This is a genomic window from Mycobacterium sp. SA01 (genome assembly GCF_041287105.1).
GTDB lineage: Bacteria > Actinomycetota > Actinomycetes > Mycobacteriales > Mycobacteriaceae > Mycobacterium.
Genome location: NZ_JBGGNO010000014.1, coordinates 378357 through 391368 on the forward strand (window position 1 = coordinate 378357; position 13012 = coordinate 391368).

Sequence of the window (13012 nt, forward strand, 5' to 3'; positions counted from 1 at the left end):
ACTGATGGAAAGAAATCGAGGGTTCAGTCTATGAGGTGCGCCCGACCGGACATACGTCACCTCGATGTATGGTCTCCCACGGAGGTAGCCCCGATGACCACGATGTATCCCTGCGAGCGCGTCGATCTGACGTTCATTCGCGACGCGAAGTTCCGCTTCTCCAACAGCGTCGACCTCGGCATCACACCCGAGCAGCTGTTCGAGGTCCTCTCCGACGCCGACTCGTGGCCGCAGTGGGCCAAGGTCATCACCGGGGTCACCTGGACCAGCCCCAAGCCGTACGGCATCGGCACCACCCGCACGGTGAACATGCTCGGCGGGCTGGTCGGCGACGAGGAGTTCCTGGCCTGGGAGCCCAACACCTATCTGGCGTTTCGGTTCAACACCTGCTCGAACAAGGTGGTGGCCGCCTTCGCCGAGGAGTACCGCGTGCAGGAAACCCCGGGCGGCTGTCGGCTGACCTGGACGGTGGCGCAGAAAGCAAACGGCCCGGCCCGGTTCGGGCTGATCCTGGGCGGACCGCTGATGAACCTGTCGTTCCGGTGGTTCCTGGCCAATCTGCGCCGCTACACCGACAAGCGATTCCACTAGTACAGCCCGGCCCAGGCCTGTCTGCGCAGCGCGTCGGGGTCGTCGACGGAGACGTCGCGGGCCGACCGGATGACGCGGGTGGCCCGTCGCGCGGAGTCGTAACGGGGCCAGTCTTCCAATTCGCCGTGGGTGGCGAAGTTCAGCCAGGTGCGCTGCATCCGGCGCCCCACCGCGGGTTGCACGCGACGGCCGAGCGGATGGATTTTGCGGCCCAGATATGAGCCGTAGCTGTGCTGGATGTGCACGATCTCGCTGCCGTGGGTGGCGCCGAGCCCGAGCATCCGCAGGGTCCACGTGGTGTGGTCGAACCGGTACACGTGGGTGGTGGCGTGCGAGCTGTAGGCGTCGGCGAAGGCCCACGTGGGCGCGCCGAACATGACGTCGGATCCGACGGCGATCTGCGCCCTTCGGCGCGGATAGTCCGGATAACCGGCCAGCACCCGGGTCCGGGCGTCCGGCGCGACCCGGTCGAAGTAGGCGTCGATCCCGTCGGCGGTGGTCGGCAGCATCGGCGGCTTGGACCACGCGAACATCGACGCCTCATGGCTGTTGGTCCCGACGATGAGCGGCACCGGATTGACCTCACCGGCGCGCGCCGCGTCGATCGGATGCCGGGGCAACAGCTCCACGCCGTAGGTGAGCCCGTAGGCCAGCGTCGGGGTGGCCTCGGCGCTGCGGCGCTGCATCTCCCCCGCTGCGCGACGCAGCACCCGCTGCGGCAGCACCGGGAACGCGGCGGGATCGGCGCCGACGAGGTCGACGAATTCGTGGGCGCGCTCGGCCCGGGTAGCCCGGTCGGCGATGAGCGGCAGCGCCGGACTCTGCGCGATCGCACGGGCGAACAACCCCTCGCCGGCCGGGGAGGCCAACAGTGCCAGCACCGACGTCGCACCGGCCGACTCGCCGAAGATCGTCACCCGGCGCGGGTCTCCGCCGAAGGCAGCGATGTTGTCTTGCACCCAGCGCAGCGCCGCGATCTGGTCACGCAGGCAGAGGTTGTCGGCGAATCCGGCGCCGAGGTCGCCGAGTTCGAAGCCGCCGAACACCCCGAGCCGATAGGTCACGTTGACCACCACGACGTCGCCGTTGGCGGCCAGCCGGGACCCGTTGTAGAGCTGCAGCTGCCCCGCGCCGTAGACGAAGGCGCCGCCGGGGATCCACACCATGACTGGCAACGGGGTCGTTGTTTCGGGGGCCCAGACCGTCAGGGTCAGGCAGGCCTCGTCGCGGATCTTCGGGTCGTCGCGGCCCCCGCCGACGAACGAGCGACCCTGTGGCGGCACAGGCCCGTGCTCGACGGCGTCACGCACCCCGGCCCACGGTTGCACGGGGGCGGGCGCACGAAAACGGCGCTCCCCGATGGGTTGTTGGGCATAGGGAATGCCGCGCCAGACGCGCACACCGCTTTCGGTGGTTCCGCGCAACGCACCCAGGGTGGTGTGAGCGACGGTCGACGGATCCGCGACGACGGTCACGACGAAATCGTAGTGTGGCAAGGTGAACGCGGTGGGTAGCCGCACCTCAAGTACCGGGGAGTGCTGATGACCTTTAACGAGGGAATGCAGATCGACACCAGCACCACCTCGACCGGTGGCGGCGGCGGTCGGGGCATCGCGATCGGCGGTGGTCTCGGCGGCCTGGTGGTGGTGCTGCTCGCGGTGTTCCTCGGTATCGATCCCAGCCAGGTCACCACTCCGCAGCAGAGCCTGCCGCCCGGTGCCGAGCAGTCGGGTTACGACCTGAGCAAGTGCAAGACGGGCGCCGATGCCAACCAGTACGTCGAATGCCGCGTGGTCGCCACCGGCAACTCCGTCGACGGCGTGTGGAGCGACCTGCTCAAGGGCTACACCCGGCCGAGGATGATGCTGTTCAAGAACCAGGTGCAGACCGGGTGCGGCCCCGCGACCAGCGATGTCGGGCCGTTCTACTGCCCGGTGGACAAGACCGCGTACTTCGACACCGACTTCTTCGACGTTCTCAAGACCCGATTCGGTTCCAGCGGTGGACCATTGGCGCAGGAGTACGTGGTGGCCCATGAGTACGGCCACCACGTACAGGACCTGCTCGGCGTGCTCGGCCGCGCCCAGCAGGGAGCTCAGGGCGCCACCGGCGGCAGTGTGCGCACCGAGTTACAGGCGGACTGCTACGCCGGCGTGTGGGCGCACTACGCGGCCATCACCAAGCAGCCCGGCACCGATGTCACCTATCTGGAACCGTTGACCGACAAGGACATCGCCGATGCACTGTCGGCTGCGGCCTCGGTCGGCGACGACCGCATCCAGAAGCAGGCCACCGGCCGGGTGAATCCCGAACAGTGGACCCACGGTTCGTCGGCCGAACGACAGAAGTGGTTCACCACCGGCTATCAGACCGGTGACCCTAAACAGTGCGACACGTTCAAGGCCGGCGATCTGGGCTAGGCAGTTCGGCGCTGACCTCGGCCCGCTCGCCGTCGAAGCTGAAGTAGCCTGCAATCGGTCGGGTTTCGGGCAGCGGCTCGTCGTAGCTCCACGCGACGTCGTCGATGTCACCGGCGGCCCAGTAGGTCGCATAACCCTTGTAGTTGCAGTAACTCGAGGTGTCCGTTCGCCGCAGCAGACCGGTGCGCACATGCTCCGGGGCAACGTAAAGCCGTGGTGCCAGTGCGGTTTCGAACACGATCACAGTGTCGTCGGTGTCTACCAGCACCTCTCCGGCGACCAGCACCCGTAGCCGCCGCCGCGTGGGCCGACAGTCCACCCGGTGGTACGGGTTGGGCGGATAGTGCACCAGCGGTCGACCCTCCTCCACCCAGGTGTCGACGGCGTCCCACGGCACCCGCACATAGCCGGGCGCCTCGGGCTCGGGTTCGGTTGGCAGATCGGCTGTTTCACCCATGGGGAAGGCGTAGCTCAGCGGCGCTCCGGCGCGGTGGACCAGCAGCGCGTTCTCGGTGTCGATGACGCTCTGCCCGTCGCGCACCGCCTGCACCCGCCGTGGGTGCGGTTCGACGTACACGATCGGAGTGGCCACCGGCGCGGAGAACCAGCCGGCCCGGTCCGGACCGAGCGGGCCGCGTCCGGCGACCAGACTCATCGGAGTGTTAGATCCGGGCTTCAGCGGCGATCGCGTTGTCGGTGGTCCGCAGCGGCCGGATCAACGCGTCCTGGGTGAAGGACGCGATCAGCTCACCGTCCTCGGTGTGCACCGCGCCGCGGATGTAGGACATGCCGGCACCGACCTGGGTGCTCTCGTGGGTGTAGAGCAGCCAGCCGGTCCAGCTGACCGGCTCGTGGAAGCTGACCGTGACCGTCATCGGTGCGGTCGACACCGTGAAATGCGACTGGGCGGTGCCGATGCCCTCGTGGGCGCGCATGGTCGTCGAGATACCGAGGTGCCCGGTGAAGTAGGCGATCAGCGCCTTGGCCAGATCGTCGCGCGACGGAATCGGGTCATAATGCAGCCAGGCGTAGACCTCCGGCGGTCCGACCTCGTCAGGGCTGTTGATGTCGATGACGTCGACGAGCTTGACTTGCCTTCCGCCCATGGGCATTTCGCACACGTTGGCCTCAGCCGGCCCGGCGACCTTGGGGCGCGGCAGGTGGTGGCGGATCACGTCGGGGGTGGGCACATCGGCCAGCACAGTGAACGTCATGCACCGCTTGTCGTTCTGCGACGCGGTGACGATCGCCGAGGCCGTCGAGCGACCCTCGGAGACGACGTCGATGTCGAGGATGACCGGCGGCCCGACCAGGACCGCCCGGGCGAAGACACTGTGCACGGAGCGTATCGACTTGCCGCCGAAGCGTTTTGCGGCGGCAACGATCACCTGCGCGAGCACCTGGGTGCCCTCGACGACCTGCCGTTCGTCGGCGTCTGCGATACCGGTCGGGGCGATGTAGCGATCCTGACCGTCAGCCTCGACGTCGAACAATTCGAGCAGCCGCGCCACTGTCCACGGGTTCGCAGCGGCTTCCCCGGAATTCGCAGTCATGTGTTCCTCACCTTGTCGCATTCCAAGACGGTAACGTCATTCTCGTCACTGTAACCCGACCGATAAGCTGACCCGATGGCCAAGGCCAACGAACGAACGCCCGAGGCGGTGCGCGCCGATCCGGACTCCCGGGAGGGCCGGTTCATGCGCTCAGCGCTGTCGATCCTGGCCGAAACGGGCCGCACCGACTTCACCGTCCTCGAGGTCGTGGAGCGCTCAAAGACGTCATTGCGGTCGTTCTACCAGCACTTTTCCACCAAGGACGAGCTGCTGCTGGCGTTGATCGACACGATCATGGCCGAGTCGACCAAGCACTGGCGCACCGAGACCGACGCACTGCCGGCCGCCGAGGCGATGCGCGTGCTGATCGACCGCATCTGCACCCCTGCCGAATCCACCAAGCAGGACAGCATCAACCGCGGGCTGACCTACTACAACGATCACCTCGCCGAGTCGCTGCCGCGGGAGTACGCCCGAGTGCTGTCGCCGCTGCACGAGCTGATCGGCGAAATCCTGAACCGCGGCATCGATGAGGGCAGCTTCCGGCCCGGCCTCGAAGTCGAGACCACCGCGGCGTTGATCATGCAGGCGGTGCTCGGAGCCATGCGGCTGCGAAGCCTGGGCGCCGAACTCAACGGGGTGCCCATCGATGGCGAGCACATCTACGAATTCTGTGTCCGCGGCCTGCTGCCCTGACTCGTCTTCGCTGCTAGAACACTGTTTTTCAACCAGTCTGTCGGCCCGCGTACCGTCGTGGTAACGTCATTACCGTTATCGACCAATCAGACTCTCTGGAGGCGGACATGCCCTCGCGCGAGCTTCCCTATCCCGTATTCGACGCCGACAATCACTTTTACGAGCCGAAGGAAGCGCTGACGCAATTCCTGCCGGACAGCCGCAAGGGCGTCATCGACTACATCGACGTTCACGGGCGCACCAAGATCGTGGTGCGCAACACGATCAGTGACTACATCCCCAACCCGACCTTCGAGGTCGTCGCCCGCCCCGGCGCGCAGGAGGAGTACTTCCGGCACGGCAGCGGAGGCAAGAGCTACCGCGAGGTCATGGGCAAGCCGATGAAGGCCATCCCCGCCTTCCGCAACCCCGAGGCACGCCTCGAGGTGCTCGACGGTCTGGGCCTGGACTACACGATCATGTTCCCGACGCTGGCCAGCCTGGTCGAGGAGCGGCTCAAAGACGATCCCGAGCTGATCCTCGACATCGTTCACGCGCTGAATCAGTGGATGTATGAGACCTGGCAGTTCAACTACGAGGGCCGGATCTTCTCCACCCCGGTCATCAACTTGAGCATCGTCGACCGAGCGCTCGAGGAACTCGAATGGTGCATCGAGCGCGGCGCCAAGACCGTGCTGGTCCGCCCGGCCCCCGTCGCGGGTTTCCGCGGGTCCCGCTCGATGGGCCTGCCCGAGTTCGATCCGTTCTGGGACGCCTGCGTCAAGGCCGGCATCCCGGTGTGCATGCACGCCTCCGACAGCGGCTATGCCGAGTACCTCAACGACTGGGAGCCCGCCGACGAGTTCCTACCGTTCAAGCCGACGTCGTTCCGGATGGTCGCGATGGGCAAGCGCCCCATCGAGGACACCATGGCCGCGCTGGTGTGCCACGGCGCGCTGACCCGCAACCCGGACCTGCGCATCCTGTCGATCGAGAACGGCGCGTCCTGGGTGCCCTACCTGTTCTACCAATTCAAAGACGTGTATTCGAAGATGCCGCAGGAATTCCCCGAAGATCCGATCCAGGCATTCCGGCGCGGGGTGTACGTGGCTCCGTTCTGGGAGGACGATTTCAAGAAGATGTCGGAGCTGTGCGGTGTCGACCGCATCATCTTCGGTTCGGACTGGCCACATCCCGAAGGACTTGCCGACCCGATCAACCTCGTCGACGACCTGCAAGCTCAGGGCCTTGATGAGGAGGAGCAGCGAAAGGTGATGGGCGGCAACCTGGTCGACCTGTTCAAGGTGCCCAACATGTCGGTCCACAAGCCCGACGTACCTGCGCTCGTCATCGCATGACAGACGTCGCCAATCCCGAACAGATGTTGTTTGCGTCGACGACGCAGGCCTTCCTGGAAAAAGAGGCGTCGCTGACCCGGGTGCGGGAACTGCACGCCGCGGACACCTCGTTCGACGGGCAATGGTGGCAGCGGGCGGCCGAACTCGGCTGGGCCAGCCTGCTGGTCCCCGAAGATCTTGGCGGCGGCAGTGTTTCGGGCGACGGCGTGGCCGACCTGGCCTTGGTGGCCGAGCAGATCGGCCACAGCGTGGCGCCCGGCCCACTGCATCCGGTCAGCGTCGTACTGGCGGGTCTGGTCGAGGCGCCGGAGGGACACGGCGACACCATCGACGGGCTGGTCTCCGGTGATCTGGTGGCGTCGTGGGCGGTATACGAACCAGGCCTGCCGCTGCTCCCGCTGCAGCCCGGTGTCACCGCGACACGCACCGAATCCGGCTACCGCATCGACGGAGTGAAGGACCGTGTCGAGGCAGGCACCGACGCCGGCGTATTCCTGGTGGTCGCCGATCTCGACGGCAGCCCCCGGCAGTTCCTGGTCCCCGCCGACCGCACGGAGATCACCGAGCAACGGTCCGTGGACATGGTGAAACGTTATGCCCGTGTGCAATTCGACGGTGTCGAGGTCGACGACTCCGCCGTGGTCGGCGACGCCGCACAGACGCCGGCGATCATCGAGCGACAGCGGCAGGTCGCGTTGATGCTGCAGTGCGCCGAGATCGTCGGCATTCTGGACACCGTGCTGGCGATGACGACGCAGTGGATGTTCGATCGCCACAGTTTCGGCAGGCCGCTGGCGTCCTATCAGGCGCTCAAGCATCGGCTCGCCGACATGAAGATGTGGTACGAAGCGTGCCGGGCGACGACGGCGGGGGCGGTGGCCGCGGTGTCGCAGCGCTCGGATGACGCCGCCCTACTGGTCAGCGTGGCCAAAGCCTATGTGGCCGAACGAGCCCCGGTGATGCTGCAGGATTGCGTGCAGTTGCACGGCGGCATCGGCGTCACCTGGGAACATGACCTGCACCTGTTTCTGCGCCGCACCGCGTTGTACCGCGCGCTGTACGGCTCGCCGGAGGAGCACCACCGCGCGGTGTACGCGTTGAGCGCCGACCGGAAGGAAGCTTCGGCATGACCGAAACCGCGATCTCCACAGCCACCGAATCGGTCGCCGATTTCGCTGCCCGAGCGCGCGCCTGGCTGGCCGAGAACATGCCCACCATCGATCCCGACCATCCGCCCTTCTCGGTACGCGCCGAGCAAGCATCCTGGGATCACGCCAAGGACCTCCAGAAGCGGTTGTATGCGGGCGGTTTCGCCGGCATCTGCTTTCCCCGCGAATACGGCGGCCTGGGGCTGGATCACGCGTACCAGAAGGCGTTCGACGCCGAGTGCCGCGGCTACGAGATGCCGCTGATCCTCAATGTGCCGACGTTCACGATCTGCGCGGCCACCATCCTGGACATGGGGACCGAAGCCCAGAAACGGGAACGTATTTCGGCGGCGATCCGCGGTGACGAGATCCTGTGCCAGCTGCTGAGCGAACCCAGCGGCGGCTCCGATCTGGCCGGCGTGATCACGCGTGCCGATCGCCATGGCGACACCTGGGTGGTCAACGGCGCCAAGACCTGGAGCACCAGCGCATTCGCCGCCGACTACGGCCTGATGCTGGCCCGGACCGACTGGACGGTGCCCAAACACGAGGGCCTGACCATGTTCCTGGTCCCGCTGAACTCCCCCGGCATCACGATGCGCCGGATCAAAGAGGTCAACGGTAACGAGGAATTCTGCGAAGAGTTCTTCGACGGCTTGGTGTTGAGCGACGACGCCGTGGTCGGCGAGGTCAACAAGGGCTGGGAAGTGGCCTCCCGCCAGCTGTTTCATGAACGCCGGGCGGTAGGCGGCGGATCAGAGTTCGCCAGCGGCATCGGCGCGGAGAACGCCAGCGAAATGCCGCCAGACCACGTCGGCCTGATCGAGCGCACCGGGCAGGCTGACAACCCGGCCGCTCAAGAGCGTGCCGGGCGAGCGCTGGTCCGCCGGATGGTCAAGGAGCAGCTGATCGACCATGTCGGGCAAGGCATCGGTAACGGAACGCTACCGCCCAACGCCGGCACACTGATTCGGCTGTTCCACGCTGAGACCACCGAACTCGAGGTCGACACCGCGCTGGCGCTCGCCGGTACCGCCGGTGTCATCGACGAAGGCGGGGAGTCCTCCGACCTGGCCGATATCGGGGTGCGGTATCTGTCGCGGCAGACCGGCTCACTGGGCGGCGGAAGCAGCGAGATGGCTCGCAACGTGATCGCCGAACGCATCCTCGGGTTCCCCCGAGAACTGGCCGCTGACAAGGGTGTGCCGTTCAATCAGGTCAAGCGCGGCCGGACCTAGAACAGCGTCGGCTGCGGTTCGGGCGGGGCGATCGGTTCGGGCGGGGTGACCGGAGTGAACAACCGTCGATCACCGCCGAGCTTGTACTTGGCGACCAGCGGTGCAGCCCGCTGCCGCAACATGTCTCGGTAGTCGGCAGGCAGATAAGCCCCGCGCCGGTACAGCTGACGGTACGGCGCGACGAGTTCGGGATGCGAGCGCGCGAGCCAACTCATGAACACGCCGCGCGTCGAGCTGCGCAGGTGCAGACCGAACACCGTCACGCCGGTGGCACCGGCGGCAGCGATCTGGGCCAGCAGGCTGTCGAGGTGCTCGGCCGAGTCCGTCAGATACGGCAGCACGGGCGCGACCATCACGTGGCAGTCCAGCCCAGCATCACGCACAGCGGCTATCAGTCCGAGCCGCGCCTGCGGGGACGGTGTTCCCGGTTCGACGTCGCGATGCAGATCGGGGTCGCCGACGGCCAGTGAGATCGCCACCGACACCGGAACCCGTTGCGCCACATCCGCTATCAGGTCCAGATCGCGGCGCAGCAGGGTCCCCTTGGTCAAGATCGACATCGGCGTGCCCGAGTCCGCGAGCGCGCCGATGACGCCCGGCATCAGCGCGTAGCGCCCCTCGGCCCGCTGATACGGATCGGTGTTGGTGCCCAACGCCACGGTCTCCCGGCGCCAGGACCGCCGGCCCACTTCCCGCCGCAGCACCTCGACGAGGTTGGTCTTCACCACGATCTCGCTGTCGAAGTCGTCGCCGGGACCGAACTCGAGGTACTCGTGCGTGGGCCGGGCGAAGCAGTACCGGCAGGCGTGCGCGCAGCCGCGGTAGCCGTTGACCGTGTACGTGAACGGCAACATCGAGGCGGCCGGAATCTTGTTCAACGCCGACTTGCACAGCACCTCATGGAAGGTGATGCCCTCGAATTGCGGCGTCCGGACGCTGCGCACGAACCCGATGCGCTGAAGACCGGGCAGCGCGCCGTCGTCGACCGCTATCCCCTGGCCGCTCCACCGCATCGCTCTATTCGAACGCACGTTCGATGATCTGTCAATGGCGCGGCGGACCTGTTCACGGATCTTCCCACTCCCCGAGGAGGCGTTCGGGGTGGTGGTAGTCGTTGGTGCCGCCGCGCATGGGTACGTCGGGTGGTGGGGTCCATTCGGTGTGACCGTTGGCGAGTTGGCGGGTGGTCCAGCCGTCGTTTTCGACGAGGAGGTTGTCGCATTTGCAGGCCAGGGTGAGGTCGTCGATGTCGGTGCTGCCGCCGTGTTTCCAGTCTGTGGTGGCGTGGTGGACCTGGGTGTTGTAGCCGTTGACGGTGCAGCCGGGTGCAGTGCAGCCGCGATATTTGGCCAGCAACATGATGCGCTGGTCAGCCGACGCTAGTCGCTTGCTGCGGCCCAGCCACAGTGATTGGCCGGTGACGCTGTCGAAGACGGCGAGGTAGTGGTTGGCGGGGGTGGCCATCCGGATCAGGTCGGTGATCGGGAGCAGGGTGCCGCCCGCGGTGACGGCGTGCCCGGCACCGGCCTGCAACTCCTGCAGGGTCGTCGACACGATCACGGTGACGGGAAGACCATTGTGCTGGCCGAGTTTGGGGGCACCGAGGCGGCCGCGCACCAACTCGGCCAGCGCATCGTGTTGGCGCTGGGCGTGGTTGCGCGGGTCGTCGGGTTCGGGTGCGGCGAATTTCGCCAGCCAGGCATCCAGCATCGCCCGCAGTTCTGGATCGGCTACCAACTTCGCGACGCTCATGCCGTCGGGGCGTTGACCGCCACACCATTGGAAGCCGCGCTTGCGGGCCCGGTCTTCTTCGGAGAATCTGCCGTCGGGGTTGAGGTGGGTGGCGAGGCGGTCGGCGATCTTCTCGAGCTGATCGGGCCGCATGGTGTGGGCGTGTTCGGCCAGGGTGCGTTCGGCCTTCTCGATCTCCACCGGCCCGACATGATCGGGCAGATCGCGGAAGAACTTCTGAATCACCCGCACATGCTCACCGTCGAGAAGCCCGGCGTCCCAGGCCTTCCCGGTCTCCGGCAACAGTGGCGCCAACGGCTGCCCGGTCAACGTGGTCCGCGGCATCAACTGCTCGGCATCACGCAGTCGGCGTTTGGCGGCGCCGCGGCTGATCCGCAACACATCGGCCACCACGATCGGGATCGGCGGGCACCCCTCGTAGCGCTCCAGATGGGTGATCTGATCATGCGAGACCGCGACCTGGCGACGCACCGCACTTTCCAGCCGCTCGATGGCCGCGAAGCGTTGCGGCGCAGGCAGTTCCTCGATATCGGCGGCACCGAGGAGTTCGACCGCAGCGTCCAGCGCATCCAACGCCTCGGCTATCGAACTCATGTTCGAAACACTACGCCCGCCCACCGACAAAAAGACCGACGCCAAACCGACCTATGGATGAATGCGGAACTGGGGATAAGCCCAATCCGCGTAAGCGAATTCGACTAGTCGTCGAGCTCCCCGGCGATCCCCCGTTCCAGGGCCGCGGTGGTCCGGTCCGGCAGCACGAGAAGGCCGTCGAGCTCACCGCAGGCCAGGTCGTAGGCACGTTCACGCTCCTGCGGGGTGGCGCCGCGATCGGCTGCCACCCGCAGCAGGCTTTGCGCCCGGGTCAGCCGCTGCTGATCCTGGCGGGAGAAGTCACCGCGGCGGCGCCGTCGTGCCTCGTTCTCGGCGGCCTCGAACGCGGTCACATAAGCCTCGACGGCGTCGAGATACTGCCGCGCCGCATCGCCGTCGTCGAGCAGGTCTTCGGCCTTGCCGGGGCGCACCAGGTCGGCACGTAACTTGGCCCGGTGGAAGGCCACCGTCAGCGGATCTCGCATGTCGGTCATCGCCGGGAAGTCGAGCAGCTTGGCCGCATCGAGTTCGTACTCCAGCCAGCGAGCGTCGGTCCGGTTGTGCTCGTCGATCACCCGGGTGATCGTGCGCCATTGCACCGCTTGACTTTTCGCGTTGTCCCGCGCCGCGGTAGGTGGTTCGGTCGCCGGCTCGTTCTGCCGCCGGATCGCGGAAACGCCCTTGACCGCGGCGTAAATCGCACCGGCCAGCGGCACGATCACGAGCAGCAACTCGACCAACCGGAAAATCAGCCCCACCTGGCCAGGATGCCACTTTGTCAGCCGGGCCCGTCGCTGGCGGCCGCCAGCAGCGGAACCAACACGTCGCCGACCGGCGTGCTCAACCCGTGCGCGGCGGCCTTGCGCACGATGACGTTGTTGCGGATGTCCCATTCCAGCCGGCGGCGCGCTTCGGCGTCGGTGAGCATCGACGTGGTCAGATCCTCGGGTGCGGCGGCGAACATGTCGGTCACCTCGTCGATGACCGTGTCTGGCAGTCGGGCACCCTCCGCACGGGCCACGGCCAGGCACTCGGCGAGGTAGCGCCGCGCAAGTGCCGCGATGTCGGGGCGGCGGAACATCCCTGAGCGCCGGCGGGCCAACACCATGAAGCCGGCGAGTGCGTTGAACAACAGCTTGCGCCACGCCGCAGTGGTGAAGTCGGGGTCGATCTCGACGACCATTTCCGACGACCGGAACACCGCCGCAATGCTTTTCGCATCAGCACTGTCGGGCAACACCAGACGCGCCTCGGTGCGCAGCCGCACCCACTCGTCCGGCTGCCGCTCCGCGGAAAACCATACGACGGCGGGCACGATATGCGCCGACGGGCAGAACCGGCCGACGCGCTCGATCTGTTCGACACCGTTCTGCAGTACGCAGACAATCGTGTGGTCGTCGCACAGGCGCCGCAACCAGCCGGCCGCCTGCTCGTTCTGGGAATCCTTGACCGCCAGGAACACCAGGTCCACCGGAGCGTCGATGCCGTCCGGGTCGGTCAGCACCGGGCCGGGCACCACGATCGGTTGCTTGTCATCCGGCCGGACCTCGATCTGATCGCGCCGGGTATGCCCGCACACCGTGACCGCATGCCCGGCTGCATGCAACACCGCGGCGACGGTAGAACCGATCGCGCCGGGACCGACGAGTGCTATCGAGGTGCCCACCGCTCCCAACATACTTA

At 66.8% G+C, this 13012-nt stretch carries 13 protein-coding genes; 6 read left to right on the top strand and 7 right to left on the bottom strand.

Going from position 1 to position 13012, the window contains the following annotated elements; all coding sequences use genetic code 11:
* Positions 1 to 102: 102 nt before the first annotated feature.
* Positions 103 to 591, top strand: a complete 489-nt coding sequence (locus tag AB4879_RS06315) for an SRPBCC family protein (RefSeq protein WP_370506934.1) — start codon at positions 103 to 105, stop codon at positions 589 to 591.
* Here AB4879_RS06315 and AB4879_RS06320 read toward each other — a convergent pair.
* On the bottom strand, positions 588 to 2066 hold the full coding sequence (locus AB4879_RS06320) for a carboxylesterase/lipase family protein (protein ID WP_370506895.1): 1479 nt from the start codon (positions 2064 to 2066) through the stop codon (positions 588 to 590). The genes AB4879_RS06315 and AB4879_RS06320 overlap by 4 nt on opposite strands.
* 66 nt (positions 2067 to 2132) lie before the next feature.
* On the opposite strand from AB4879_RS06320, the gene AB4879_RS06325 reads away from it, so the two are divergent.
* Positions 2133 to 3011 carry a neutral zinc metallopeptidase gene (locus tag AB4879_RS06325; protein WP_370506896.1) on the top strand — a complete coding sequence of 293 codons (879 nt, stop codon included), beginning with the start codon at positions 2133 to 2135 and terminating at the stop codon, positions 3009 to 3011.
* Here AB4879_RS06325 and AB4879_RS06330 read toward each other — a convergent pair.
* Positions 2989 to 3666, bottom strand: coding sequence for a DUF427 domain-containing protein (locus AB4879_RS06330; RefSeq protein WP_102809982.1), 678 nt, complete (start codon positions 3664 to 3666; stop codon positions 2989 to 2991). The genes AB4879_RS06325 and AB4879_RS06330 overlap by 23 nt on opposite strands.
* A 7-nt stretch (positions 3667 to 3673) precedes the next feature.
* Positions 3674 to 4564 carry an acyl-CoA thioesterase gene (locus AB4879_RS06335; protein ID WP_370506897.1) on the bottom strand — a complete coding sequence of 297 codons (891 nt, stop codon included), beginning with the start codon at positions 4562 to 4564 and terminating at the stop codon, positions 3674 to 3676.
* A gap of 75 nt (positions 4565 to 4639) precedes the next feature.
* Here AB4879_RS06335 and AB4879_RS06340 point away from each other — a divergent pair, with 75 nt between their 5' ends.
* The 4 genes from AB4879_RS06340 to AB4879_RS06355 all read left to right on the top strand — a co-directional run bounded on the left by AB4879_RS06340 (position 4640) and on the right by AB4879_RS06355 (position 8983).
* Positions 4640 to 5260: a TetR/AcrR family transcriptional regulator gene (locus tag AB4879_RS06340; protein ID WP_102809984.1), complete on the top strand. Its 621-nt coding sequence runs from the start codon at positions 4640 to 4642 to the stop codon at positions 5258 to 5260.
* 107 nt (positions 5261 to 5367) lie between these two features.
* Positions 5368 to 6597, top strand: coding sequence for an amidohydrolase family protein (locus AB4879_RS06345; protein ID WP_102809985.1), 1230 nt, complete (start codon positions 5368 to 5370; stop codon positions 6595 to 6597).
* The gene (locus AB4879_RS06350) at positions 6594 to 7727 is read left to right on the top strand and encodes an acyl-CoA dehydrogenase family protein (RefSeq protein ID WP_370506898.1); all 1134 of its coding nucleotides are present in this window, start codon (positions 6594 to 6596) and stop codon (positions 7725 to 7727) included. The genes AB4879_RS06345 and AB4879_RS06350 overlap by 4 nt, the downstream gene beginning before the upstream one ends.
* Entirely contained in the window at positions 7724 to 8983 is a 1260-nt protein-coding gene (locus tag AB4879_RS06355; protein WP_370506899.1) for an acyl-CoA dehydrogenase family protein, read from the top strand. The genes AB4879_RS06350 and AB4879_RS06355 overlap by 4 nt, the downstream gene beginning before the upstream one ends.
* On the opposite strand, the gene AB4879_RS06360 is transcribed toward AB4879_RS06355, so the two are convergent.
* From AB4879_RS06360 to AB4879_RS06375, 4 genes are all read right to left on the bottom strand, one after another.
* Positions 8980 to 9996: an Rv2578c family radical SAM protein gene (locus AB4879_RS06360; RefSeq protein ID WP_370506900.1), complete on the bottom strand. Its 1017-nt coding sequence runs from the start codon at positions 9994 to 9996 to the stop codon at positions 8980 to 8982. The genes AB4879_RS06355 and AB4879_RS06360 overlap by 4 nt on opposite strands.
* A 52-nt stretch (positions 9997 to 10048) precedes the next feature.
* Positions 10049 to 11329: an HNH endonuclease signature motif containing protein gene (locus tag AB4879_RS06365; protein WP_370506901.1), complete on the bottom strand. Its 1281-nt coding sequence runs from the start codon at positions 11327 to 11329 to the stop codon at positions 10049 to 10051.
* A 104-nt stretch (positions 11330 to 11433) separates the two neighbouring features.
* The gene (locus tag AB4879_RS06370; RefSeq protein WP_370506902.1) at positions 11434 to 12087 is read right to left on the bottom strand and encodes a hypothetical protein; all 654 of its coding nucleotides are present in this window, start codon (positions 12085 to 12087) and stop codon (positions 11434 to 11436) included.
* A gap of 20 nt (positions 12088 to 12107) precedes the next feature.
* Positions 12108 to 12995 carry an oxidoreductase gene (locus AB4879_RS06375; RefSeq protein WP_370506903.1) on the bottom strand — a complete coding sequence of 296 codons (888 nt, stop codon included), beginning with the start codon at positions 12993 to 12995 and terminating at the stop codon, positions 12108 to 12110.
* Between the last annotated feature and the right edge of the window lie 17 nt (positions 12996 to 13012).

Bases quoted from the DNA above. Each gene is read 5' to 3' on its own strand.
- AB4879_RS06315 (WP_370506934.1), top strand. From the start codon at position 103: ATGTATCCCTGCGAGCGCGTCGATCTGACGTTCATTCGCGACGCGAAG.
- AB4879_RS06325 (WP_370506896.1), top strand. From the start codon at position 2,133: ATGACCTTTAACGAGGGAATGCAGATCGACACCAGCACCACCTCGACC.
- AB4879_RS06330 (WP_102809982.1), bottom strand. From the start codon at position 3,666: ATGAGTCTGGTCGCCGGACGCGGCCCGCTCGGTCCGGACCGGGCCGGC.
- AB4879_RS06335 (WP_370506897.1), bottom strand. From the start codon at position 4,564: ATGACTGCGAATTCCGGGGAAGCCGCTGCGAACCCGTGGACAGTGGCG.
- AB4879_RS06340 (WP_102809984.1), top strand. From the start codon at position 4,640: ATGGCCAAGGCCAACGAACGAACGCCCGAGGCGGTGCGCGCCGATCCG.
- AB4879_RS06345 (WP_102809985.1), top strand. From the start codon at position 5,368: ATGCCCTCGCGCGAGCTTCCCTATCCCGTATTCGACGCCGACAATCAC.
- AB4879_RS06350 (WP_370506898.1), top strand. From the start codon at position 6,594: ATGACAGACGTCGCCAATCCCGAACAGATGTTGTTTGCGTCGACGACG.
- AB4879_RS06355 (WP_370506899.1), top strand. From the start codon at position 7,724: ATGACCGAAACCGCGATCTCCACAGCCACCGAATCGGTCGCCGATTTC.
- AB4879_RS06360 (WP_370506900.1), bottom strand. From the start codon at position 9,996: ATGCGGTGGAGCGGCCAGGGGATAGCGGTCGACGACGGCGCGCTGCCC.
- AB4879_RS06365 (WP_370506901.1), bottom strand. From the start codon at position 11,329: ATGAGTTCGATAGCCGAGGCGTTGGATGCGCTGGACGCTGCGGTCGAA.